Genomic DNA, 24,957 nt, shown 5'->3' on the forward strand with positions numbered 1-24,957 from the left:
GGCTGGAGCGGGCTTGCCCGCTCCAGCCAGCGGAGGGTCCCTCTCTGCGAGCGCAGGGAACCTCCCCGCCCGCGGGCCCGAACCACCCCACTCTGCGAGTGCAGGGAGCGACTCGCCCCGCACCCCGTCCCTCTCCACGAGCGCAGGGAATCTTCCCGCCCGCGCCCCGCCGCACTGACTCAACGCACGACGGAAGACACCAACCCGTGCAACTGCTTGAACTCCAGCGCGTACGCCAGCTTCCCCGGCTTCGCATCCTCATACGGCTTCGACAGCTTCGCGAACTCGCCACCCGTCGCCGCCTTCCCGTCGTTCCACTCGTCCAGCGCCCCGAGCTCCCCTGCGGTGTGACCGCCGGCGATCACCGCATCCTTCGGCAGCGCCGCTTGCGCCTTCGTCAGCTGTTCGATCGCGTCGAGGTAGCTCGCGCTGTCGTCCCGGTCCCAGGCCGTCAGGTCGACGACGCCCGAGGTCCGCACCCAGTCCGCCCAGTAGAACTCCTGGAAGGGCACGGAGCCGGCGGTATATCCGATGTCGCGGCCGAAGTAGAGCAGGCTGCGCAGCCTGTCATCCTCGAAGTTGTCCAGTCCGACCGACGTGGGCAGCTGCTTCGGCGTGATCGCGTCGCCTTCGGCGTTCTTCAGGTAGGTCCATCCGTTGCGCTGCATGGCCGCCCAGAACTGCGGCTGGCCCAGGCCGCTCAGGTTTCCGAGCACCCGCAGGCGCACGTGCAGGTCGGCGCCGCCGTCGGCCAACTCGTAGAACGAGGTGAGTGTGTGGTGGCCGTCGGTGAGGTAGAGCTTGCCACCGGGCCCGATGACCACGGTCTTCATCGGCGCGATGCTGTCAGCGGTCTCCTGCCCGAGCGGGATGTCGCAGGTGAAGCTGCTCGGGTCGAGCAGGCTGGCATCCTTCTCGGTCGTGGCCGCTTCGCCCTGGCCGTTGGCCTCGCACCAGTCGTCGAACTTCTTGTTGATCTTGTCCTTGCCGAGCGTGTAGCGCCCGAGCTTGTAGTACACCTCGTCATAGCCGAGCGACGGCTGCGTGGGCAGCACGTCACCGATGCGCACGTCGAGCAGGTCGCCCGGCTGCGCGCACATGTTCGCGGCACGTGTGCCGTTCGCCGGCGTCGGGCACTTCGGTGCGGCTTGCGCAGCCGGCGTCAGGAAGAACGAACCACCCGCGACGGCGAGGGCGAGGGCAGCGGTCGTGGCACGACGGACCGCGGGACGTGTGGTGATCGACATGCGCACAGCGTGGCGGATGCCGGTGAACCGGCCGTGAACGTCAGGTTGACGTCAGCGCGCGCCGTACTCCTCCTCGCCGAGCTCACCGAGGATGCGGTTCAGATCCTGGATCGACGCGAAATCGATCTTGACCTGGCCCTTTCGAGCACCGAGCGTGACGTGGACGCGAGTGTTCAGACGATCTCCCAGCTTGCTGCCGACCTCGTCCAGGTACGCACGCCGAGCTCCGGGCTGCGGCTTCACCGACTTCTCTGCAGCCTCGGGCATCGTCTTGGCCGCCTGCTCGGTTGCGCGCACCGAGAGGTCCTCGTTGACGACCTTGTCGGCGAGCCGCTGCATCCGCTCCGGATCCTCGAGCGAGAGGATCGCGCGGGCATGACCGGCCGAGAGCACGCCGGCGGCCACACGCTGCTGCACGGGGACAGGCAGCTTCAGCAGGCGGATGGTGTTGCTCACCTGAGGACGCGAGCGGCCGATGCGGGTGGCCAGCTCCTCCTGAGTAATGCCGAAGTCCTCGAGCAGCTGCTGGTAGGCCGAGGCCTCTTCGAGAGCGTTCAGCTGCGAGCGGTGCAAGTTCTCGAGCAGGGCGTCGCGCAGCAGGTCCTCATCGGCGGTCTCGCGCAGGATCGCGGGGATCGACTCGAGACCGGCCTCGCGAGCGGCACGGGTGCGCCGCTCCCCCATGATCAGCTCGTACTCGCCGTCGGTGTTACGCCGGACGACGACCGGCTGCAGGACCCCGAACTCCTTGACGCTGTGCACGAGCTCGGCGAGGTCGTCCTCGTTGAAGTGAGTGCGCGGCTGGCGCGGGTTCGGCACGATGTCGAGGGGGTTCACCTGTATGAGGCGCACGCCAGGGACGGAGGTCAGCTCCGGAGCATCCGTCTCTGCCGACGTTTCGACGACGGGCCCTGCCGGCTTGGTCTCCTCCGACGGCTTCGGGATCTCGACGACGACGTCGGTCGTCTTGGAACCGCCGGGGAAGAACACGTCCACCGGCCGCTCGGCCTGATCAGTCGTGGGGATGAGTGCCCCGATACCCCGACCCAGACCCGTGCGCTTCGCCATCAGTTCTCCTTACCCTGCGTCCGTGACGCGATCTCGACAGCTGCCTCCTGATAGGCGATCGCCCCGGCCGACGTCCCATCGTAAGCGATGACGGACTGTCCGAAGCTCGGGGCCTCGGACACACGGACCGAACGCGGGATCACGGTGTCGAGCACCTGATCCGGGAAGTGGTGGCGCACCTCATCGGCGACCTGCTGGGCGAGACGGGTGCGCCCGTCGAACATCGTCAGCAGGATCGTGGAGAGGTGAAGCTCGGGGTTGAGGTGCTGCTGGATCATCTGGATGCTGCCGAGCAGCTGGCTCAGGCCCTCGAGCGCGTAGTACTCGGCCTGGATCGGGATGAACACCTCGGATGCCGCCGTGAAGGCGTTGATCGTCAGCAGACCCAGCGAGGGCGGGCAGTCGATGATGACGATGTCCGTCGGATGCGTCTTGAGGTAGAGCTCGAGAGCGCGTCGAAGACGGAACTCCCGGGCGACCTGCGCGACGAGCTCGATCTCGGCACCGGCGAGGTGGATGGTGCTCGGCGCGCAGCGGAGGTTCAGGTGCTCTGAACTCACCTGCACGACATCGGCGAGTGCCGTTCCGTTGATCAGCACGTCATAGACGCTGAGCACGTCGGCGGAGTGCGGGACGCTGAGGGCTGTGGAGGCGTTGCCCTGCGGGTCGAGATCGATCACCAGGACTTGCGCACCCAGGGTTGCGAGGGCGGATGCGACGTTCACCGTCGTCGTGGTCTTGCCGACGCCGCCCTTCTGATTCGACACCGTGAAGATTCGGGTGGGGCCGGTGAACTCGACCGTGACGCCTTCAAGTGCGCGCCTGCGGGAGGAGAGGTCTGCAAGTTCTCGAGCAAGGGGGGTATCCATCCCGAAATCGTCGTTCGGCGATGCCTTTTCGGACTGTTTCACGTGAAACATCGACTCCTTCCGGGACCGTGTTCCACTCTAATCGACGGTCCTGGGCTGATGAACGACGGGCACACCTGAATGGCGGGATTCCGCATGATTATGCGGAATCTGGCAGGTTGAACATCCGTCCTAGGCGCTGGTCTTCGGGACTCTGCAGCGGGGGCACGAGCAGCACTGTCATGCCGTGCTCCACTGCTCCCCCGTCCGGATGGGCGCGATCCCCGACCATCAGGGCTTCGGATGCGGGTACGCCGAGGCTTTCCAACGCGTACTGGTAGATCTCTGCAGAGGGCTTCTGCGCGCCCACCTCGTATGAGAGAGCGAACGCGTCGATCTCGTTGCGGAGCCCCACCGTCGCAAAGGCCTGACGGATGTCGAAGTGAATGTCGCTGACAACGCCGATGAGCACACCGCGCGCTTTCAGTGCCGTGATCGTCGGCGCGGCATCTGCTGCCCATGGGTTGCGCGCAGGATCGCTTTCAGATGCGTAGAGCGCGGCCGCCAGAGCCGGATCGATACCGGCGTCGGCCATCACCTCGAAGAAGATGTGCTCATGCAGGTCGCGATCCGCGTCCATGCCTGGGGTGTCCAGACGGTGCTCCGGGCCATCTGCCTCATCGATGCGCGCGATGATCGCGTCGATATCGGCGGTCCGGTCCGCACGTAGGAGACCATCGGTGACCCACTCGCGAGTACTCTGCGTCGCCACGAGTGTTCCACGCCAGTCGAACAGCACCGCTGTGAAGCCCATGCCGCCAAGCCTATGGGGCCACGTGTGCCCTTCTCCTGCCCGTCACCCGTCGGCGTGAGTGGCGTTACGGGTAGCGGCGTCTGCGGGTGCTGCTCGAGGTCAGGTGCGGCACCGCGCGGCGCAGCCTCCGCTCCCGCCCCCAGTCCGCTCTGCCTTCACGATCGGCTGCCAGCGACGTCAGTGCTCGATTGTCAGCCATCTGCGCTTCACGTGAAACACACACGGGCAGCTACGCCTCTCTTTGAGATCCGCCCCGTGACCCTGCGTTGCTCGTAGGGTCTCTGGTCACCCGTTGAGGCGAGCTCGCCGCGTGCTCCAGCGCACCGCCTCGTCCGTCATGGTCCGGTCATTCTCCCCAGGTCGCGGACACACGGCGTCGCGGGCCCCGTAGGAGTCGCACGTGCGGTCGTCCTCGCACCGTCATGTTTCACGTGAAACGTGGCGGCGGTTGACGAGATGCTGCCGACCTCGACGGCGTGATGTCCGCACGGCCTGACCTCGCTCTCGGCGGGCACTGCTGACCTCACCCTGAGACCGACTGACGGATCGCGAGTGTCAGGGCCATGTCGCGTCCAGTCCTCCGCCGGCGCTCTCGGCTATCGTCGCATCCAGTCCACCTGAGGCGGCCCACCATGACCGGTCTGACAGCTTGGCGTGTCCCCTGCTCATTCCTGACTTGTCGCCGAATGCCGTCACTCCCCTACTCCGGCCCACCTATTCCTCCTGCGGTCGTCGCCATCCTGCGGTCGTCGTGCCGCATGCCACGCGCGTGTATGGCGATGTTTCACGTGAAACATGTCTGCCACACCCCACTGTCCGGTCGCGTACCAGCGACCGGATGTCCGCTCTGGGGTTGGCCACCCTATCCCCATCCTCCCGTGCCATTCAGTGCGCCCACGATCGGCCTAGATGTATTTCCCTGTGAGGTTGTGAACGCGTTGTGAGGGTGTTTGGTCGTTGGCCCCTATGTGCGGGTGGTGGTGGTTGTAGTGGTGGAGCCAGTGGTCGTATGCGTTGCTTCGCTCGTCCTCGCTGGCGTAGGGCTGGGCGTAGGCCCATTCGATCGCCAGGGTCCGGTTGAATCTCTCGACCTGTCCGTTGGTTTGCGGCCGGTAGGGGCGAGTCCACTTGTGTGTGATTGTTTTGCCCAGCGCGTCGACGAATGCGTGTGACCGTAGTAGGCGCCGTTGTCCGTCATCACGGCGGTGACGATCACGCCGAGGCTGGCGAAGAACGCGTTCGCCCGGTTCCGGAACGCGGCGGCGGTCTCCTTGCATTCGTCGTCGAGGATCTCCGAGTACGCGACTCTGGAGTAGTCGTCGACTGCGTGATGCAGGTACCGGCAGCCGCGAGAACCGGTCGCTCCCGCACGGGCGGCGTGGTCATGGACGACGCCGGCTCTGCGGTCTTGCGGTGACCCACGTCCGTTCACGCGCCATCCGCCGCCATCTGGGATGCGGCCCTGCTTCTTGATGTCCACCTGCACCAACTGACCGGGGCGGTCTACCTCGTATCGGACAGGTGTGGGTCGGCGCACTGGCAGCCCCGTCGCCTGATCCACACAGGTCAACAACGACATCCGGTAGCGGGCAAGCACCCGCCCCACGGTGGAACGGCGCAGGCCCAGATGGTACGTGATCCGGTGCGGTTCCCATCGGCGAGTGAACCGCAACGCGACCACCCGCCGCTCGCTGCGACGCGGCAGCCGCGTCGGGCACGCGTGAGGACGTGAAGAACGATCCGTCAACGGCAGACCAGCACGATGCCGACCCGCCCATTTCGCAGCCGTCGCGGGAGAACATTGAAACCGCTCCGCGGCCCGCCGCACAGACCACCCGTCATGAGTTGTCAACAGGGCAAGACGCCGGCGCCCATCGGGAGTCAACGGAGCATTAGCGTGGGACATGGAGACCTCCGGTTTAGAGATGCGAGTGTGGTAACCCACATCCTGACCGGAGGTCTTTCCCTATGCCACGCGTTCACAACCTTCCGGGGAACCACACCTAGACACCGCGCATCGCAACGGAGCAGCCATAGTCACCCGCGCGTTTCGGGCAGCACCCCGCGAAGCGCACTGCGAGACCTTACTGCCGCCCCTGATCCGCATCTGTCGTGTCTGTCGCTCTGCTCTGCACGAGTGCTGCTCTCATGCCCCCTCAGCGACGAGAGACTCGCAGCCCGCGGGTAGCCTCGCGCGTTCAACGGTCCGGCGCCGAAGCCGAAGCTCTTTTGCGGGCTGACCCACCCGGGCACACCGCCACTGAATCGCCGCGATGTTTCACGTGAAACACCGCGGCCAGTCTCGTCCCACCGCCGCGTCGAGTCCGCGGTCCCGAATGGTGGGATCCACTCTCGGGCAGGAACTCACTGCGCCCGACGTGCCGGAGCCCGGCAGGGACAACCCGGTCCCCTGCGCTGAGTGCGAGACGCTCCGACGCACGAACTTTTGCGATCCCTACCCCACGGAAAGCATCGAAGAAGCGGCAGTATCCGATACCGTCGGTCGCTGGTTCGGCGCGGTCACATCCGTCAGTTCGCGCCAATGCCGATGCGAGTGTGAACGCTCGGCCCAGCTGCGGCTTTCGCACAGTGCAGGAGCGTGCACATCCGCCGGCGCAGAGCGGGAAGTTCGATTGCCGGGCCACGTATCTTTCACCTCTAAGGCAGGCGGCCCGAAGACGCATCAGGACCCGGGCGCGATCTGCCTGTTTCACGCGAAGCACAACTCCATGCACGGGCTCACCCTGAACCGAGATCAGGCAAGTCACCCCGTGCGGCATCGGCACTCCCCTGATGCCACTCTTGCCGCTGCCGGATGCTCGGCTCCACCGATCTCAAGACGCGCACCTCCGACGATGCCGCGCACACAACCGCGTGGGCATCACGAACACAAGTCCCTGGCCAGGGTGGTACCGGCCAACATACCGTGCTGTTTCACGCGAAGTACAACTTCATGCACTGGTTCGCCGCGAACCGAGACCAGGCAAGTCCCCCAGTGCGGCATCGGCACTCCCCCAGATGCCGCTTTCCGCGCTGCAGGATGCACCGATCTCGAGACGCGCACGTCGAACGAACTCCGCGCGCACAACCGCGTGGGCATCACGAACACAAGTCCCTGGCCGGGGTGGCACCGACCAACATGCCGTGCTGTTTCACGTGAAACGCAGCAGGCACCGGTGCTGCTCCCCACCGTCGACCCTCTTACCCAGACCACTGTGCCCAGCCGCTGCGTGCCGACCACCGCGCCGCGGAGAGCAAGCAGAACACCGCTCGTGGACCTGCCTCCTTGCACGGTCGGTCGTGCCGCGGTGTATCGTGACTCGGCGACAGGTCAGCACTGGGTAGTTTCCGCGCGGAAGTCAGCCACCACTTCCAACCGCCAGACATGACCTCACTCCATGTTTCACGTGAAACATGGAACTTCGGGGAGCCGAACCGGCCGGAGCGCCGCCGGCGTCGATCCCGACGTGGAGGTGCTCGCCGTGATGGGCGAGGGCCGGGCTCTCATGCAGACCGGACGCATCGATGAGGGCGTCGTCTGCATGGACCGGGTCATGCTGCTGATCGGTACGGGACATGTCAGCCACCGCGGCGCGGGCCCGGCGACATCGCGTTCGGCCCGGCCGAGCTCGCCGTGCTGCGCCTGGCCGGCAGCGTGTGGAGCGCCGAGTCCGCATCGACCGACGCGCAGGCAGGTGTGCGAAAGATCCGCGCCATGGGCATCGACGGCGACGAGCCGATCATCGGCTTCGCACCGCGCATCACCGGTCGGGATGCCGCCTTCGCCCCCCTGCAGGACGCGATCGAGCGCACAAGGGGTAGGGACGCAGAAGCGTGGAGCCAACCTCTGTCGGTCTCGCCGACATGAGAGACGCACGTCGCCGCTCTCCCACCTCTCCCGGATGATGTGGCCCATGGGCGCGCATCGCGCACTGCCTGGCTTCATGTGGACTGCGTGATGGTGGCGTCCCCTCGAAAGCGCCCGCAACCCTCATGCGAGTGAGCGTCACTAGACCCCTGGTACATGAGAGCTGTTGACGATCACGACCTCCAGTACCGATTGTCAGACATCCCTTGAATCACGTGGCGCCTGTCTCACTGGAGCTGTCGAGCTCCGACGGGAAAGCACGTCGCACAAGGTCCGCGGGGCGTTGGACGCCGGTTGCCCGCACCACGGCTCCGCAGAAGCGACGCGACGAGAGCCGGCCGATGTTTCACGTGAAACATCAAGAACCCAAGAACCGAAAGCACTCTTCGCCCCATGCACCCGGGCCACCCGGTGACTCCATGTCTGCCGGCACAACAACCCCGCGAACAACATCCGGATATTGATTCCTGAGACCCCTCACTGATCAACGACCATCGGCTGTCTCCTGCCGCGGAGCCCCACCGCACCGATCGTGGCATGCCCCCATCACCTCGGCACGGTCCGCCCACTCCATGCCGTGCTCACCACACGGACAGCCCCCGCAGACTGGTGCCCGCTCTAATTAGCCCCTCCGCCGCCCCTGTCCGCACGTGCGCCCGTCGCGGCGCAATACTCCTCGGTGCGCGTCTGACTGACCGCACCTCCGCAACCGCAACACTCCTCTGCAGATCGCGAGACGAGGCCTGACGTGAAGCGACGCCCCAATACGTGTCGGCCTCCAACCCCGGCGTCCTCGTGAATGCCAGAAGCGGGCTGCGGACAACCTCGCCTGAACGGGCCCGTTTCACGTGAAACCACCACATGCTCCGCGCGCAGGCACCCCCCATCCCCCCGTTGCGCAGCCCTACACCTCGATCATGACTGAGGACGACTTTATGCACGAAAGCGCTCTGCCGAGTCGCTCTCAGGTCGTCAGCGGGATCTTCCGACCATCTCCGCCATGATCCGCATCCATGGGCAAAGTCACGCAGGCCATGCGCATGCCCCGATCAGTTGATATGTCCAGCAGTATGGCGCCCCCGTCGGAAATGCGTGCGGTCGGCGACCACGACACCCAACCGGCTGACAACCCGACACGCCACGACCCCAGTGAGCCTCCCGCCCTGGGCGGCAGCGGAACCTGCAGTTGTGCTCGCATGCCGTACGTTCATCCTCGTGACCTGCGCCGCGATCTCACCGGACGGCGCACGAGTGCGGACACTATCTGCGGCCCATGAGGACGCAGAAGACGGTCATGCACAAGCCCGCCGTTTCACGTGAAACATGTCGTGCCGCCCCCTCCCCGCGGAGCGCGAGGCCACACGGGTGCACTCACCGCAACACCCGAGCGAAGCTCCACCGTGTTCCGACGTCAGCGCAGGGCGCACCTAGGTCCTGCGTCCCCACATCTCGAGGCCATTCGGGTAAAGATCGCCGCATTCGTCCTGAGCAAGAACACATGCGGTCCCCTCACCACCCAAACGAGGTCCCCAGTTCGCCGACTTCAACGCAGAGCGCAGGGCTCACCCCAGACGGACGTCCCGCACATTTCGACGCCCCCGGGTGAACATCACCGCATCCGTCCTGAGCGAGAACACTGCGCCCCGCCGCTTCATGTCAAGATCCCGTACCGCGGAGCGCAACGCCACGCTGATGCGGTCCCCTCACTACCCAAACGAGGTCCACAGTTCGCCGACTTCACGCAGAGCGCAGGGCGGACCCCAGACGGACGTCTCCCACATTTCGACGCCATCCGGGTAAAGATCACCGCATCCGTCCTGAGCAAGAACACAGCGCCCCGCCGCTTCATGTCAACATCCCGTACCGCGGAGCGCAACGCCACGCGCATCCCGTCGCGCCACTGCCCAAGCGAGGTCCACAGTCCGCCGACTTCAACGCAGAGCGCAGGGCGCACCCCAAACGGACGTCCCCCAGATTTCGAGGCCGTCCGGGTGAAGATCGCCGCATCCGTCCTGAACAAGAACACTGCGCCCCGTTTCACGTGAAACAGTCGTGTCAACGGTGCGCTCGCGCGTAACTCCCTGGTACCCACCGGCCGCCACTGCCGCACCGTCGACCGTCCGAATGCGCACGAAACTCAGCCCTGCAACGACACTTCTCGCGCGCGTATGGTCGCGTGCACCCATACCGACAGAGCATTCCCGCGGACCCGCCACCGCCAGGGATCAACCCATGATCAGGAGTGGCCGTCGCATGGCGTCCGGCTAACCACCCACAACGGATGATCCTCAACGGATCTTGGACAGATAGGACGTTGCCGACCACCCCACCCCATGAGCACGACTTCATCGACCACGAGGATCCGCTGCGCCCGAGTACACGCACGCTGCGAGTCGTCAGCCGTCACCCAGACGCCCAGCTTCCGTACCACCGGCCCGGAAGTCGCGCCCTCGGTCATGCGAATGTGGCCAACCCCTGTCCGGCGAACCCTGGGGCGCTCCGATAGCCGATCTCCGCAGACCTCTCCGTGACCCCCATCGGATTCACCCGCCCGAAGATCTCTCCCGCCTCATCGACGAGCACGTGGAACTGCTCCGTCGTGGCAGCCAGCGAGGCCGGCGGTTACGCGAAACGTGAATCGAAGGCAGCGATGCCCGCGCGTGATCGGCGCGGAGCAATTGAAGGTCAGGCGACTGCAGGCGAGCAGTCAGGAACCCCGGACGACTCCTCGTACGACACGCGTCGTCTCGGTCAGCACGCCCTCGCCGAGCACCTCGACGCGCACGTCGGTCACCTTGTACTTGCGCAGCGCCTTCTGCGCGGCCTCGATCTCGGCCGGTGCACCCTGACCTTTGAGCAGAGCGATCTCTCCTCCGTCACGGACCAACGGGGCGACGACCGGCACCAACGTGCGCAGCGCGCTGACAGCTCGGGCCGTGACCATGTCGAACTCGATGCCGACGTCCTCGCCACGGGCCCGCATCACGGTCACGTTGTCGAGTCCCAGTGCGTCCACCTGTTCGCTGAGCCAGTCGGTTCTGCGCTCCATCGGCTCGATCAGGGTCCACTGCACATCCGGGCGTGCGATGGCCAGGACGATGCCGGGCAGGCCCGCGCCCGATCCGATGTCCGCCACCGATCCGGAGAACAGCGGCGCGGCGATCGCGCTGTTCAGCACGTGCCGGGTCCACAGCCGCGGAAGCTCCAACGGACCGATCAGGCCGCGAAGTTCTCCCTGATCAGCCAGGTTTTCCGTGAACTGGCGAGCCAGGTCGAGACGATCACCGAACAGGTCGGCAGCAACGGTCGGCTCGGCCTCGAGCTCTGCATCAGAAGTGGGTGGCATTTCGTCTCGCTTCGCTCGCTCGATGACCGGAAAAGGAACGCTCACTCATAGACCGGTGCCGGCCGAGTGCCGGTCAGCCCCGGCGGATCACCGTGTGACGGTCGTTGCCATCACCGTACGACTCGGAGATGAGACCACGATCGGCGACGATGTCGTGCACCAGCTTGCGCTCGTAGCTCGACATCGACGGGAGCGACGCCTGCGACGCGCCCTCGTCGAGCTTCGCGACCGCAGCATCCACCAGCGACTCGAGCTGCCGTCGGCGCGTGTCACGCGATCCGCCGATGTCGAGGATCATCCGGGAGAACGCGCCGGTCTTGCTCTGCACAGCCAGGCGGGTGAGCTCCTGCAGCGCCTGTACGGTGTCGGGCGCCGAGATCAGGGACAGGCCGTTCCCGTCCGCCTCCACCGACACGTAGGCACGGCCCTGTCGGACATCCAGAGTCAGGTCCCCGTCGATGTCTGCGATGTCCAGCAGTTCCTCGATGAAGTCCGCGGCGATGTCGCCTTCGTGCTCGAGCTGCTCCACGGTGGTCTCGGTGTGGTGATTCAGATCGTCGCTCACGAGTTGCCGCCCTTCTTCTTGGCACGCTTCTTGCTCATCGGCTGCTCACGCTTGGGCTGCTGGGCCTTCAGGCGCTCGGCATCCTCGAGCATCTTCTGCTGCTCGGCCTCGTACGCTGACATCGGCACGACCTTGCCCTGCGAGTTGATCGCCTTGCCCTTGCGCGCCAGACGCTCCTCGCGCGCCTTCGCGGCATCCGATCCTGGAGTCGGCATCTCACGGATGACGAGGAACTGCTGGCCCATGGTCCAGAGGTTCGAGATGAACCAGTAGATGACTACACCGAGCGGGAAGAACACACCCGAGAAGATGAAGCCCAGCGGCAGGATGTAGAGCATGATCTTCTGCATCTGGTACGCCTGGCCGGTCTTGGCCTCGGGCGACAGGTTCTTCGAGATCAGCTGAAGCTGCGTGAAGAACTGCGATCCGATCATCAGGACCACCAGGATCACCAGGATCGTGACGGTGACCTGCCAGCCCTCGGGCTTCATGGTGACCGCGTCCTTGAGGCTGACGTGCAGCGGCGCGACACCGAACAGCGTCGCATCGTAGAACTGCATCGTGAGCTGGGCATTCAGCAGGCCCACGCCGCCGACGGGCGGGTTCGCGGTCGCGTGCCTCGCGACGTCACTCAGCGTGTAGAACATGCCGAGCAGGAACGGCATCTGCACCAGCAGCGGCAGGCACGAGGACATCGGCGTCGTGCCGTGCTTCTTGTACAGGGCCATGGTCTCGCGGCTCATCGCCTCGCGGGACAGCTGGTCGCGCTTGCCCTTGTACTTCTCCTGGATCTTCTTCATCTCAGGAGCGATTTCCATCATCTTGCGCTGGCTCTTGATCTGCTTCACGAACAGCGGGAAGACCGCCAGTCGGATCACGATCACCAGGCCGATGATGGACAGAACCCAGGTCAGACCGGATGCCGCATCCATGCCGAATGCGGTGAACAGCCAGTGCCATCCGACGAGGATCGCCTCGACAAGCCACTTGAAGGGCCACATGATGGTGCCGAGCAGGTCGAAGCCCCCACCGGAATTCGCCGGGGGCGTGCTGGCTGCGAGCAGAAGGTCAGGACCCACTGTTCATGTCCTTTCGAGCGGGTACGACGAATCCATGCGGAGTCAGGTCGTATCGGAAATGAGCGTGCGGCTTGACATCGTCGACGCCGCCTTCGCTCCAGGGGTTGCACCGCAGGATGCGCCATCCGGAGAGCAGGCTCCCCTTCACGGCGCCGTGCTGCTGCACGGCTCCTACAGCGTAAGCGGAACAGGAGGGGTAGTACCTGCACACGTCCCCATAGAGCGGGGAGATCACCGCACGATAGGCGGTGAGGAAGGCGAGTACCAGATTGCGCGGGATGGCGGGGATGCTGCGCAGCACATCCTTCGGGTGCAGCGTCGCATTCCCGTAGGCGTACTGAGGCAGGGCGCTCATCGCGTCACCGGGCTGAGCCGGCGGAAGCACCGGTCGACATCGGCGCGAAGGTCGCCGAATTCGGCGGTGGCAGATGCAGGGAGGGCACGGATGACGACATCCGTGCCCTCAGGAATCGCGCTCAGCAGGTCCGCGCAGATCGCCTTGAGGCGACGACGGACGGTATTGCGAACCACTGCGGTCCCTACCTGCTTGCTGACGATGAACCCGAAACGGGGTGCCCGCTCATCGCTGCGGGGAAGCAGCGAGACGATCAGTCGCGGTCCGCCGCATCGCTGTCCGCGTCGGACCACCTGTCGGTAGTCGGCGCCGTCGGTCAGGCGATTGGAGCGGGCGAGCACTAGGCCGTCGAGAGAGAAGGGGTTACGCCGAGAGCTCGACGCGGCCCTTCGAGCGGCGTGCCGAAAGGATGGCGCGGCCGGCGCGGGTGCGCATACGAGCGCGGAAGCCGTGCTTCTTGGCGCGACGACGGTTGTTGGGCTGGAAAGTGCGCTTGCTCATGGAATCACTCCGGGATCGTTGTCACCGGGGAAAAAGACCGGAGACGGGGGTACTGCCTCTAGGGCATAAGTCAACCGATTAAGGGTACGACCTGCCGACGCGCAGAGCAAATCACGACGGAACACCGCTCCCGCCGGCATCCGGTCGCGAGCAGCTCTTCCTCGTCGTAGCGCACAGCCATTATCCACAACCTTTCCCACCTCGTCGATCTCCGACACACCCGCGTGTTTCCGTGCACAGCTTGCCGTTCACAGCATGGATGACTACCGTGGCATCCGAAGTTATCCACAGGGGGAATCCGAGTTCGGCGACCCTCAGCGAACGGCCGGAGCCCCATGTCCACTGCAGCAACATCCGACGTCCCGATCTGGTCGGAGCTGCTGGACCGCCTTCTGGAGGACGATCGTGTCACTCCTCAGCTGCACGGATTCCTCAGTCTCGCGGTGCCCGCCGGCGTCATGAGCGGCACCCTCTACCTGGATGTCCCGAACGATCTCACCGCCGCCCAGATCAACAAGCGACTGCGCATCCCGATCATGGAGGCGCTCGGCGCCATCGGCGACGAGGTCACCTCGTACCGGGTGGTCGTCAACCACGAACTCGCCGACCAGCCGACCGCTCCGGTCGAGATCCCCGATTACGGACACGACGCGAGCCGGCCCGAGTCCCCGCGTGAGCAGCCGATCCCCACAAGGCACGAGTCCCGCCTGAATCCGAAGTACACCTTCGACAACTTCGTCATCGGTCAGTCCAACCGATTCGCGCACGCCGCGGCGGTCGCCGTGGCCGAGGCGCCGGCGAAGGCATACAACCCGCTGTTCATCTACGGCGACTCCGGCCTCGGCAAGACGCACCTCCTGCATGCGATCGGCGACTACGCGCAGTCCCTCTATGCGGGTGTCAAAGTGAGGTACGTGTCGAGCGAGGAGTTCACGAACGACTTCATCAACTCGATCGCCAACAACCGCGGCGCCGCCTTCCAGGCGCGCTACCGCGAGGTCGACATCCTTCTCATCGACGACATCCAGTTCCTGCAGGGACGCGCCGAGACGCAGGAGGCGTTCTTCCACACCTTCAACACACTGCACGACCACAACAAGCAGGTCGTGATCACGAGCGATGTGGCACCGAAGCACCTCACCGGGTTCGAGGACCGGATGCGGAGCCGCTTCGAGTGGGGTCTGATCACCGACGTGCAGGCGCCCGACCTCGAGACCCGCATCGCGATCCTGCGCAAGAAGGCGCAGAGCGACGCGATGCACATCCCCGACGAGGTGCTGGAGTACATCGCCACTGTGGTGTCGTCGAACATCCGCGAGCTCGAGGGCGCACTCATCCGCGTCTCGGCGTTCGCGAGCCTGAACCGCTCGACCCTCGACATCGCGCTCGCGCAGACGGTGCTGCGCGACATCGTCGACCAGGCCGAGGACAACATCATCTCGCCGACCGACATCATCACGGGCACCGCGCAGTACTTCAAACTCACCGTCGACGACCTCTACGGCTCGAGCCGGTCGCAGCAGATCGCCACCGCCCGGCAGATCGCGATGTATCTGTGCCGGGAGCGCACCAACCTCTCCCTGCCGAAGATCGGCCAGCTGTTCGGCAACCGCGACCACACCACGGTCATGTACGCGGTCAAGAAGATCAGTGAGCTCATGAAGGAGCGTCGCTCGATCTACAACCAGGTGACGGAGATCACCACGCAGCTCGGCCGGCGCTGACGCGCCGGCGTTCGCGCCGCTTCGAGAAGGCCGATGTCCCCCGAATGGCCGGGTTGACGTCGGCCTTCGTCGTGCTGTTGACTACGCGATTTCCCACATGTGGATAACTTGTGGAGAAAGTCGTCTGAGATCGGGATTATCCGATGCCCGAGCCGGCATGCTGTGGATAACTTCGAACTACATCCGTGTGAGTCGGACCCTCGATTCCCGCGGATTCCCCAGGGTTTCCACAAGTGACATCGCTGTAGTTTCCTACTCTCGTCAGCTTTCCACCGACTTATCCACAGAATCCACAGTTGTTAACATCGTTAAGAGATCTCTGGATGATTCAGGGACTCCCATGACCACGAAGGTGTGGAAACTCGGGCCCGGCGGGAGTGGTGGTCCCCTTGCTGCTTGCGACTAGCATGGGATCGCCTGACGCAACTGTCGGGTTCGGAAACGACAAGGAGCGGCCGTGAAGTTTCAGGTCAACCGCGATGTGTTCAGCGAAGCAGTGTCCTTCGTCGTCAAACTGCTGCCGCAGCGCAACCCGCAGCCGATCCTGGCCGGTGTGCTCATCGAGGCGGGCGACCAGGGTCTGACCCTGTCGGCGTTCGACTACGAGGCATCCGCGCGGACGACGATCGAGGCGACCGTCGACGAGCCGGGCACGATCCTGGTGCACGGGCGACTGCTCTCCGACATCGCCAGCCGGCTGCCAAACGCGCCGATCGAGATCGCTGTCGAAGAGGACGGCGGCATCGCCGTCACGTGCGGTTCCGCGCGTTTCACCCTCGCAGCCATGCCTGTCGAGGAATATCCCTCCATCCCCGAAGTCTCCGGATCCACCGGTGTCGTTCCGGCCGAAGACTTCGGCACTGCGATCTCGCAGGTCGGCTTCGCCGCCTCGCGTGACGACGTGACCCCCGTGCTCACCGGTGTGCAGCTCGAGGTGTCTGGCACGAACCTCAGCCTGGTCGCCACCGACCGCTACCGGGTCTCGCTCCGCGACGTGCCCTGGGACGGCGAGGGCGCAGAGCAGACCGCACTGGTCCCCGCTCGCACTCTGACCGAGGTCGGAAAGACATTCGGCCACGCCGGCACCATCGAGATCGCGTTCTCGGGAGCGGGCGATCGCGAGATCATCGCGTTCACCGCCGGCAACAAGACGGTGACCTCTCTCCTGATCAAGGGCAATTTCCCGCCCGTCCGCAGGCTCTTCCCCGAGCAGACCGATCACTACGCCGTGATCAACACCGCTGACCTCATCGAGGCCGTGCGACGCGTGGCTCTGGTGCTCGACCGCTCCGCCCCACTGCGCTTCACGTTCTCGGCATCGTCGGTGACCATGGATGCGTCGGGCAGCGAGCAGGCCCGAGCATCCGAGTCGGTCGACGCGCACCTCAACGGCGGCGAAGAGGTCACCCTCGGCCTGAACCCGCAGTACCTGCTCGAGGCGCTCGGCGCCGTGAAGAGCGAGTTCGTGCGCGTGACGTTCACATCGTCCGACAACGCGAACAAGCTCAGCCCCGTGCTGGTGACCAGTCAGACCTCGGTCGACCAGGCCGGTCTGGACTCGTTCAAGTACCTGCTGCAGCCGAACCTGCTGCTCCGGTGACGCTCGATCCGCTGACCCCGGAGCTCGCCGCCCGCATCGTCGCTCGCGACGAGCAGGTCGGCGACGACTGGCATCCGGAGTATCCGTTCGAGGACGAGCTCGTGCCGCTGCGCATGTTGGCGGCGCAGGATGCTGGGGACCCGGTGTTCACGCTCTACGCGATCCGCGATGACGCGGGTCAGGCTGTCGGAGGTTTCGGGTTCTTCGGCCCGCCGGACGAGTCCGGCACCGTGGAGTTCGGTTACGGCCTGATCGCCGCTGCGCGCGGCCGCGGCCTCGCGACGGGTGCCGTGGCGGAGGGCCTCCGCATCGCTGCGACACACGGCGCCACCCAGGCGATCGCCGACACCGACCTCGACAACCTCGCGTCGATCCGCGTCCTCCAGAAATCCGGCCTGTCCGAGACGCACCGCTCCGAGGACAAGGTCTTCTTCGCGAAGCAGCTCTGACGCGAAGCGTCCGCGGATCCGAGACCGTTTCGTCTCCGCCCCTTCGTCGCTCCGCTCAACACCCGAGGGGTGACCCGCCCTTCGTCTCGTCGCTGCGCTCCTCGCTCAGGACCCGGCAGCTCAGGACCCGGAGGGTGTCACCACCCAGCGGCTCCACCCCCCATACCTCCCCCCCACCCAGAGCATTCCGCTTCTCCAGAAGCATGAGCGGGCGGGGAGGTTCCCGGAACGAGCATCGGGAGGGGCCCGCGAAGCGGGAAGGAACCCGCTCTGCGAGTGAAGGGAACCTCCCCGCCCGCACCCTGGACCACAAACCCCGCCCTTCGTCTCGCTTCGCTCGCTCAGGACCCGGAAGCTCAGGACCCGGTTGTCCCCACCCCCAGATAGGCTGTCCCAGTGATTGTGGAGCACCTGAACCTGGTCGACTTCCGCAATTATGCGACCGCGGACCTCACGCTGCACAGCGGCCCCAACGTCCTCGTCGGCCGCAATGGTCAGGGCAAGACGAATCTCGCGGAGGCCATCGTGTTCCTCGCGACTCTCGGTTCGCACCGGGTCTCCTCCGACGCTCCGATGGTGCGCGACGGGCAGGAGTTCGCCGTCATCCGTGCCCGCCTGGGCCATGCGCAGCGCAAGGTGCTCGTCGAGGTGCAGCTGAACAGACAGGGCTCGAACAAGGCGCGCATCAACGGATCGCCGTCGAAGACGAACGAGCTTCCGCGCTACGCGCATGTCGTGCTGTTCGCTCCGGAAGACCTTCAGATCGTTCGGGGAGATCCGTCCTCACGTCGGAGGTTCGCCGATCAGCTGCTCATCCAGCGCACTCCGCGGATGGCGGGGGTGCTGGCCGACTACGACCGGGTGCTGCGGCAGCGCACGGCGCTGCTGAAGTCGGCACGCGCCCGCGGCGTGCGCGGCGAGGGGCTGAGCACGCTCGAGGTCTGGGACGACAAGCTCGTCGCGCTGGGGTCGGAGATCATCGATGCCCGCATCCGTCTGGCAACCGATCTGCAGCATCCGCTGGCCGAGGCGTACGCGACGATCGCGGGCGCTGATCACCGGCCCCAGCTGGACTGGGCACTCTCGGTGCGCGGTGGCGATCCCGAGGAGGATCCCACCCGGGTCCTGAGCGAGCGGAGTGAGACGAAGGACGTCACCGATCAGCGCGGCGAGATAGCGGAGCTGTTCCGCGCCGCGCTCCAGGCGAAGCGCGCCAGTGAGCTTGAGCGAGGGATCACGCTGGTTGGGCCGCATCGCGACGACCTGATCCTGCGCATCAACGACCTTCCGGTGAAGGGATACGCGTCGCACGGGGAGTCGTGGTCGGTCGCGCTCGCGCTGCGGCTCGCATCGGCTGAGCTGCTACGTGCCGAGTCGCCGGCCGGCGATCCGGTTCTGATCCTGGATGACGTGTTCGCCGAGCTGGATGCCGACCGGCGCCGGCGTCTGGCCGCGATCACGTCGGGCTACGAGCAGGTCGTCGTGACGGCGGCCGTCGAGTCCGACATTCCCGAGGTGCTGCACCGGCACGTGGTGCGGATCGAGGCCGGCACGATCACCGACGATCGGGATCCGGCGTCGAGCTCAGGAGCCGAGAGCGATGACTGAGCCCGAGATCCCCGATATCCCCGAGACGCCCGAGACCGTCGCCACCTACCTGCGGCTGCGCGGCCTCAAGCCGAGTTCGAAGAACTGGAAGCGCAAGAAGCGCATCCGTGAAGACGATGACAACGCGCCGTTCACACCGGGTCGCGATCCCGGCTCGCTCGGTGCGGTGCTGGACAGGCTCAGTCGCGACTCCGGGTGGGAGAAGACTCTCGCCGCCGAGGACCTCGTCCGGCAGTGGGCCGAGCTGGTCGGCGGCGAGACCGCCAGGCATTCCGAGCCGGTTTCGCTGCAGCACGGCATGCTCACCGTGAAGTGCGATTCCACGGCCTGGGCGAAGAACCTGCAGTACATGCGCGCGGTGATCATGACCGAGATCGGCAACCGTTATCCGGATGCCGGCGTCATCGATGTCCGGTTCATCGGACCGGACGTTCCGAGCTGGAAGTGGGGACCGCGCACTGTCCCTGGGCGGGGCCCACGGGACACCTACGGGTAGGTCACCGTGAGACGACCTCGACGCGCTCAGAACGCCACACACGGCCTCTGAGCGCCATTCGGCCGTGGAAAACCGCTAGAATGGGAGTTCGAGATATCGATCTGGAGATTGCCCTCTGATGACGCCTGAACTCCCTGAAGACGCGAACGACCCTTCGACCACCTCAGGGACGCCAGACGGTGGATCCGCTGCGGCCGGACAGGTGCCCGGCGAGTACGGTGCTGACTCGATCCAGATCCTCGAAGGACTCGAGGCCGTGCGCAAGCGCCCCGGCATGTACATCGGCTCGACCGGCCCGCGCGGTCTGCACCACCTGGTGCAGGAGATCGTCGACAACTCCGTCGACGAGGCGATGGCCGGCTACGCCGACACCATCACCGTGACGCTGCTCGCCGACGGCGGCGTGCGCGTGGTCGACAACGGCCGCGGCATCCCGGTCGACCCGCACTCCTCCGACCCGACCAAGTCCACCGTCGAGGTGGTGCTGACCATCCTGCACGCCGGCGGGAAGTTCGGCGGCGGGGCCTACGCCGTCTCCGGCGGTCTGCACGGCGTCGGCTCGTCGGTGGTGAACGCGCTGTCCACGCGGTTCGAGGTCGAGGTCAAGCAGAAGGGGCACGTCTGGCGGCACCTGTTCGCCGACGGCGGCGTCCCCCAGCAGGGGCTCGAGAAGGGCGAGGAGACCACCGAGACCGGAACGACGATCACGTTCTGGCCGGATGCCTCGATCTTCCAGGAGACCGTCGAATTCGACTACGACACCCTGCGCACCCGCTTCCAGCAGATGGCGTTCCTGAACAAGGGCCTGCGCATCCGGCTGTTCGACGAGCGTCCCTCCGCGGCCGACGAGATCGAGGTCGACGGCGTCACTGTCACGAAGCAGCGCAGCGACGACTTCCACTACGAGCGCGGCCTGGTCGACTACGTCGAGTACCTGAACAAGGTGCGTCACGCCGACGTCGTCAACGACGAGGTCATCGACTTCGCGTCCGAGGACACCGTGCGCAAGATGTCGGTCGAGATCGCGATGCAGTGGACCACCTCGTACACCGAGAACGTGTTCACCTATGCCAACGTGATCAACACGCACGAGGGCGGCACGCACGAGGAGGGCTTCCGCGCGGCGCTGACCACCCTGGTCAACAAGTACGCCAGGGCGAACAACCTGCTCAAGGAGAAGGACGACAACCTCTCCGGCGACGACGTGCGCGAGGGGCTGACCGCGGTGATCTCGGTCAAGCTCTCCGAGCCGCAGTTCGAGGGCCAGACCAAGACCAAGCTCGGCAACACCGAGGTCAAGGCGTTCGTGCAGAAGATCGTGAACGACCAGCTCGGCGACTGGTTCGAGCGCAACCCGGTGCAGGCCAAGAACGTCGTGCGCAAGGCGATCGACGCCGCGACCGCACGCATGGCGGCCCGCAAGGCGCGCGAGACCGCGCGTCGCAAGAGCGTCTTCGAGTCGGCTGCGATGCCCGACAAGCTCAAGGACTGCACCAGCAAGGATCCGTCGATCAGCGAGATCTTCCTGGTGGAGGGCGATTCGGCCGGCGGCTCCGCCGTGCAGGGCCGCGACCCGCACACCCAGGCGATCCTGGCGCTGCGCGGCAAGATCCTGAACGTCGAGCGCGCACGCATCGACAAGGCACTGGGCAACAAAGAGGTCCAGGCGATGATCCAGGCCTTCGGCACGGGCATCGGCGAGGACTTCGACATCGAGAAGGCCCGCTATCACAAGATCGTCCTGATGGCGGATGCCGACGTCGACGGCCAGCACATCGCGACGCTGCTGCTGACGCTGCTGTTCCGCTACATGCGCGGGCTCATCGAGGCCGGATTCGTCTACCTCGCGATGCCGCCGCTGTACCGCCTGAAGTGGACCAACTCGCCGCACGAGTACGTGTACACCGACGAGGAGCGCGACGCCCTGCTGAAGTACGGCAGCGAGAACGGCAAGCGTCTCCCGAAGGATGCGGGCATCCAGCGCTACAAGGGTCTCGGTGAGATGAACCCGAAGGAGCTGTGGGAGACCACGATGGATCACACCACGCGCACGCTGAAGCAGGTCACCATCGACGACGCGGCGGCGGCCGACGAGATCTTCAGCGTGCTGATGGGTGAGGACGTCGAGTCCCGACGCACCTTCATCCAGCGAAACGCCAAGGACGTCCGCTTCCTCGACATCTGACGCCTCCCTCTTCGTTTCGCACGACGACCGGAATCTGAAAGAAAAACATGACTGACGAAGAACGTCCCGACCCGGCCGACCAGCACAACCATGGCCGGATCGAGCAGGTCGACCTGCAGAGCGAGATGCAGAAGTCGTACCTCGACTACGCGATGGCGGTCATCGTCGGGCGCGCGCTGCCCGACGTGCGCGACGGGCTCAAGCCCGTGCACCGCCGCGTGATCTACGGCATGTACGACGGCGGCTACCGCCCCGACAAGTCGTTCTCGAAGTGCGCCCGCGTCGTCGGCGAGGTGATGGGTCAGTACCACCCGCACGGCGACACCGCGATCTACGACACCCTCGTGCGCCTGGTGCAGCCGTGGGCGCTGCGCTACCCGCTCGCACTCGGCCAGGGCAACTTCGGCTCCCCCGGCAACATGGGCGCCGCGGCCCCGCGATACACCGAGACCAAGATGGCTCCGCTCGCGCTCGAGATGGTGCGCGACATCGAAGAGGAGACCGTCGACTTCTCGCCGAACTACGACGGTCAGACCCAGGAGCCCGACGTCCTGCCGGCGCGGTTCCCGAACCTGCTGGTCAACGGCTCGGTCGGCATCGCGGTCGGCATGGCCACCAACATCCCGCCGCACAACCTGCGCGAGGTGTCCGAAGCGGCCCTCTGGGCACTGGAGAACACCGAGCTGCCCCGCGAGGAGCTGCTCGAGGGCCTCATCCGGCGCGTTCCCGGCCCGGACTTCCCGACCGGCGCACAGGTGCTCGGCACCAAGGGCATCCAGGAGGCGTACCGCACCGGTCGCGGCTCCATCACGATGCGCGCGGTGGTCGAGGTCGAGGAGATCCAGGGCCGCAACTGCCTGGTGATCACCGAGCTGCCGTACCAGGTCAACCCCGACAACCTCGCGGTGAAGATCGGCGACCTGGCTCGCGACGGCAAGATCTCCGGCATCGCCGACATCCGTGACGAGTCCTCTGACCGCACCGGTCAGCGCCTGGTCGTCGTGCTCAAGCGCGACGCCGTCGCGAAGGTCGTGCTGAACAACCTGTACAAGCACACCCAGCTGCAGGAGAACTTCGGCGCCAACATGCTGGCGATCGTCGACGGCGTGCCGCGCACGCTGGCGCTCGACGGGTTCATCACGAACTGGATCGAGCACCAGATCGACGTGATCGTGCGGCGGACGCAGTTCCGGCTGCGCAAGGCCGAGATCCGGATGCACATCCTGGAGGGATACCTCAAGGCACTGGATGCGCTGGACGAAGTCATCGCCCTGATCCGCCGCTCCCCCACTGCTGAAGAGGCCAACGAAGGTCTGCAGAAGCTGCTCGAGATCGACTGGGACCAGGCCGACGCCATCCTGACGATGCAGCTGCGTCGTCTTGCCGCGATGGAGCGCCAGAAGGTCATCGACGAGGCCGCCGCGCTCGAACTGAAGATCGCCGACTTCAAGGACATCCTCGCGACCCCTGCCCGCCAGCGCGGCATCATCCACGACGAGCTCACCGAGATCGTCGACCGCTTCGGAGATGAGCGTCGCACCCACATCCTGCACGGCTTCGACGGCGACATGTCGATGGAGGACCTCATCCCCGAAGAGGAGATGGTGGTCACCGTCACGCGTGAGGGCTACGTCAAGCGCACCCGCAGCGACAACTACCGCTCGCAGCACCGCGGTGGCAAGGGCGTGAAGGGCGCACAGCTGCGCGCGGATGACGTGGTCGAGCACTTCTTCGTCACCACGACCCACCACTGGCTGCTGTTCTTCACCGACAAGGGCCGGGTCTACCGCACCAAGACCTACGAGATCCCCGAGGCCGGCCGCGACGCGAAGGGACAGCACGTCGCCAACCTGCTCGCGCTGCAGCCCGACGAGAACATCGCGCAGATCCTCGACATCCGCGACTACGAGGCCAAGGAGTACCTGGCGCTCGCGACCGTCGGCGGCACGGTGAAGAAGACCCGACTCACCGACTACGACACCAACCGTCAGGGCGGTGTCATCGCGATCCGCCTGCGCGAGGGCGATGAGCTGGTCAGTGCGATGCTCGTGGACAGCACCGACGACATCCTGCTGATCAGCCGCAAGGGCATGTCGGTGCGCTTCAACGCCACCGATGACGCGCTGCGCCCGATGGGACGCGCCACCGAGGGCGTCCGCGGCATGAAGTTCAAGGAAGAGGACGGACTGCTCTCGGCATCCGTCGTCGACGAGGACTCCTACGTGTTCACCGTCACCGACGGCGGCTACGCGAAGCGCACCAAGATCGAGGAATACCGGGTCCAGGGGCGCGGCGGAACCGGCATCAAGGTGGCCAAGCTGAACGACGATCGAGGCGTTCTGGCAGGCGGTCTGATCGTCTCCGAGGACGACGAGGTCTTGGTGGTTCTGTCCAGCGGCAAGGTGGTACGCTCTGCCGTGGCCGAGGTGCCCGCCAAGGGCCGCGACACCATGGGTGTCCTGTTCGCCCGCACCACCGACGACGATCGGATCCTCGCCATCGCCCGCAACACAGAGCGCGGACTGGCAGAAGAGGATGAGGCGGACACCGACCCCGAGGCCCCTGAGACCCCGACCCCCGAAGAGAGCCAAGACGCATGAGCACCGTAGCCGACAAGCTCGCGAAGAAGTCCACCCGTAAGACCGGCGGCAAGCAGGTCCGGCTGCGCTTGGTCTACATCGACTTCTGGTCGGCCGTGAAGCTCTCGTTCCTCGGAGCCGTCGCGCTTGCGGTCGTCACGATGGTGTCGTTCTTCCTGATCTTCCTGGTGCTGCAGTCCACCGGCGTCATCACGCAGGTCGGCAGCTTCCTGGACGGCTTCACCGACGGACAGGTCAACCTGTCCGAGCTGATCGGCCTGCCGCAGGTCATGGCGTTCGCCGCCGTCGTCTCGATCCTGAACCTCATCGTGTTCACGGTGCTGGGTGCGGTCGTGGCGGGGATCTACAACGTGGCGGTGAAGGTGACCGGCGGGCTGCTCGTCGGGTTCATGTCGAACTGACTCTGGTTGTTCTGGAAGGGGCGGATGCTGCGGCATCCGCCCCTTTCTGCTGTTCCGGGGTGCAGGCGGGGAGGTTCCCTGCGGGGTCGCGGGGCGAGGTGTTCCCTGCACTCGCAGAGTGGGGTGGGTCGCGGGCGAGGAGGTTCCCTGCGCTCGCAGAGAGGGACCCTCCGCTGGCTGGAGCGGGCAAGCCCGCTCCAGCC

The 24,957-nt window shown here is 65.7% G+C and carries 19 protein-coding genes and 1 pseudogene; 9 read left to right on the forward strand and 11 right to left on the reverse strand.

What is annotated here, in order from left to right; translation table 11 throughout:
* Positions 1 to 179 precede the first annotated feature (179 nt).
* From ACFVDO_RS19590 to ACFVDO_RS19610, 5 genes and pseudogenes are all read right to left on the reverse strand, one after another.
* Entirely contained in the window at positions 180 to 1,247 is a 1,068-nt protein-coding gene (locus ACFVDO_RS19590) for a ParB-like protein (RefSeq protein ID WP_378859682.1), read from the reverse strand.
* Positions 1,248 to 1,298: 51 nt separating this feature from the next.
* Positions 1,299 to 2,315, reverse strand: coding sequence for a ParB/RepB/Spo0J family partition protein (locus tag ACFVDO_RS19595; protein WP_378859681.1), 1,017 nt, complete (start codon positions 2,313 to 2,315; stop codon positions 1,299 to 1,301).
* Positions 2,315 to 3,226, reverse strand: a complete 912-nt coding sequence (locus ACFVDO_RS19600; RefSeq protein WP_378859680.1) for a ParA family protein — start codon at positions 3,224 to 3,226, stop codon at positions 2,315 to 2,317. Before ACFVDO_RS19600 ends, ACFVDO_RS19595 begins: the two co-directional genes overlap by 1 nt.
* Positions 3,227 to 3,323: 97 nt before the next feature.
* Complete coding sequence (locus ACFVDO_RS19605) at positions 3,324 to 3,977, reverse strand: HAD family hydrolase (RefSeq protein WP_378859679.1); 654 nt, start codon at positions 3,975 to 3,977, stop codon at positions 3,324 to 3,326.
* Positions 3,978 to 4,882: 905 nt separating this feature from the next.
* Positions 4,883 to 5,883, reverse strand: a pseudogene (locus ACFVDO_RS19610) (IS481 family transposase).
* Positions 5,884 to 7,611: 1,728 nt separating this feature from the next.
* Between ACFVDO_RS19610 and ACFVDO_RS19615 the strand changes: the two are divergent.
* Positions 7,612 to 7,845, forward strand: a complete 234-nt coding sequence (locus tag ACFVDO_RS19615; protein ID WP_378859678.1) for a hypothetical protein — start codon at positions 7,612 to 7,614, stop codon at positions 7,843 to 7,845.
* A 2,707-nt stretch (positions 7,846 to 10,552) separates the two neighbouring features.
* On the opposite strand, the gene rsmG is transcribed toward ACFVDO_RS19615, so the two are convergent.
* From rsmG to rpmH, 6 genes are all read right to left on the reverse strand, one after another.
* Positions 10,553 to 11,191, reverse strand: a complete 639-nt coding sequence (gene rsmG, locus ACFVDO_RS19620) for a 16S rRNA (guanine(527)-N(7))-methyltransferase RsmG (protein ID WP_378859677.1) — start codon at positions 11,189 to 11,191, stop codon at positions 10,553 to 10,555.
* Between the two features lie 73 nt (positions 11,192 to 11,264).
* The gene (locus ACFVDO_RS19625) at positions 11,265 to 11,756 is read right to left on the reverse strand and encodes a protein jag (RefSeq protein ID WP_378859676.1); all 492 of its coding nucleotides are present in this window, start codon (positions 11,754 to 11,756) and stop codon (positions 11,265 to 11,267) included.
* Positions 11,753 to 12,835, reverse strand: coding sequence for a membrane protein insertase YidC (gene yidC, locus ACFVDO_RS19630; RefSeq protein WP_378859675.1), 1,083 nt, complete (start codon positions 12,833 to 12,835; stop codon positions 11,753 to 11,755). The genes ACFVDO_RS19625 and yidC overlap by 4 nt, the downstream gene beginning before the upstream one ends.
* Entirely contained in the window at positions 12,825 to 13,190 is a 366-nt protein-coding gene (gene yidD, locus ACFVDO_RS19635; RefSeq protein WP_378859674.1) for a membrane protein insertion efficiency factor YidD, read from the reverse strand. The genes yidC and yidD overlap by 11 nt, the downstream gene beginning before the upstream one ends.
* Positions 13,187 to 13,531, reverse strand: a complete 345-nt coding sequence (rnpA, locus tag ACFVDO_RS19640; protein WP_378859673.1) for a ribonuclease P protein component — start codon at positions 13,529 to 13,531, stop codon at positions 13,187 to 13,189. Before rnpA ends, yidD begins: the two co-directional genes overlap by 4 nt.
* A 22-nt stretch (positions 13,532 to 13,553) precedes the next feature.
* Entirely contained in the window at positions 13,554 to 13,691 is a 138-nt protein-coding gene (gene rpmH / locus ACFVDO_RS19645) for a 50S ribosomal protein L34 (RefSeq protein ID WP_116241601.1), read from the reverse strand.
* Positions 13,692 to 14,026: 335 nt separating this feature from the next.
* Here rpmH and dnaA point away from each other — a divergent pair, with 335 nt between their 5' ends.
* From dnaA to ACFVDO_RS19685, 8 genes are all read left to right on the forward strand, one after another.
* Positions 14,027 to 15,415: a chromosomal replication initiator protein DnaA gene (dnaA, locus tag ACFVDO_RS19650; RefSeq protein ID WP_378859672.1), complete on the forward strand. Its 1,389-nt coding sequence runs from the start codon at positions 14,027 to 14,029 to the stop codon at positions 15,413 to 15,415.
* Positions 15,416 to 15,872: 457 nt separating this feature from the next.
* Positions 15,873 to 17,015 (forward strand): DNA polymerase III subunit beta, encoded by a 1,143-nt coding sequence (gene dnaN, locus ACFVDO_RS19655; protein ID WP_378859671.1) that lies wholly within the window; start codon positions 15,873 to 15,875, stop codon positions 17,013 to 17,015.
* Positions 17,012 to 17,464, forward strand: a complete 453-nt coding sequence (locus tag ACFVDO_RS19660; RefSeq protein WP_378859670.1) for a GNAT family N-acetyltransferase — start codon at positions 17,012 to 17,014, stop codon at positions 17,462 to 17,464. Before dnaN ends, ACFVDO_RS19660 begins: the two co-directional genes overlap by 4 nt.
* A 396-nt stretch (positions 17,465 to 17,860) precedes the next feature.
* Positions 17,861 to 19,072: a DNA replication/repair protein RecF gene (gene recF, locus ACFVDO_RS19665; RefSeq protein WP_378859669.1), complete on the forward strand. Its 1,212-nt coding sequence runs from the start codon at positions 17,861 to 17,863 to the stop codon at positions 19,070 to 19,072.
* On the forward strand, positions 19,065 to 19,568 hold the full coding sequence (locus ACFVDO_RS19670) for a DUF721 domain-containing protein (protein ID WP_378859668.1): 504 nt from the start codon (positions 19,065 to 19,067) through the stop codon (positions 19,566 to 19,568). The genes recF and ACFVDO_RS19670 overlap by 8 nt, the downstream gene beginning before the upstream one ends.
* Positions 19,569 to 19,686: 118 nt before the next feature.
* Positions 19,687 to 21,753 carry a DNA topoisomerase (ATP-hydrolyzing) subunit B gene (gene gyrB / locus ACFVDO_RS19675; protein ID WP_378859667.1) on the forward strand — a complete coding sequence of 689 codons (2,067 nt, stop codon included), beginning with the start codon at positions 19,687 to 19,689 and terminating at the stop codon, positions 21,751 to 21,753.
* A gap of 47 nt (positions 21,754 to 21,800) precedes the next feature.
* A complete protein-coding gene (gyrA, locus tag ACFVDO_RS19680) occupies positions 21,801 to 24,353 on the forward strand; it encodes a DNA gyrase subunit A (RefSeq protein WP_378859666.1) in 2,553 nt (850 codons plus the stop codon).
* Positions 24,350 to 24,754: a DUF3566 domain-containing protein gene (locus ACFVDO_RS19685; RefSeq protein ID WP_378859665.1), complete on the forward strand. Its 405-nt coding sequence runs from the start codon at positions 24,350 to 24,352 to the stop codon at positions 24,752 to 24,754. Before gyrA ends, ACFVDO_RS19685 begins: the two co-directional genes overlap by 4 nt.
* The last annotated feature ends 203 nt before the right edge of the window (positions 24,755 to 24,957 follow it).

The sequence above is a fragment of the Microbacterium sp. NPDC057741 genome, assembly GCF_042798735.1.
Classification (GTDB): domain Bacteria; phylum Actinomycetota; class Actinomycetes; order Actinomycetales; family Microbacteriaceae; genus Microbacterium.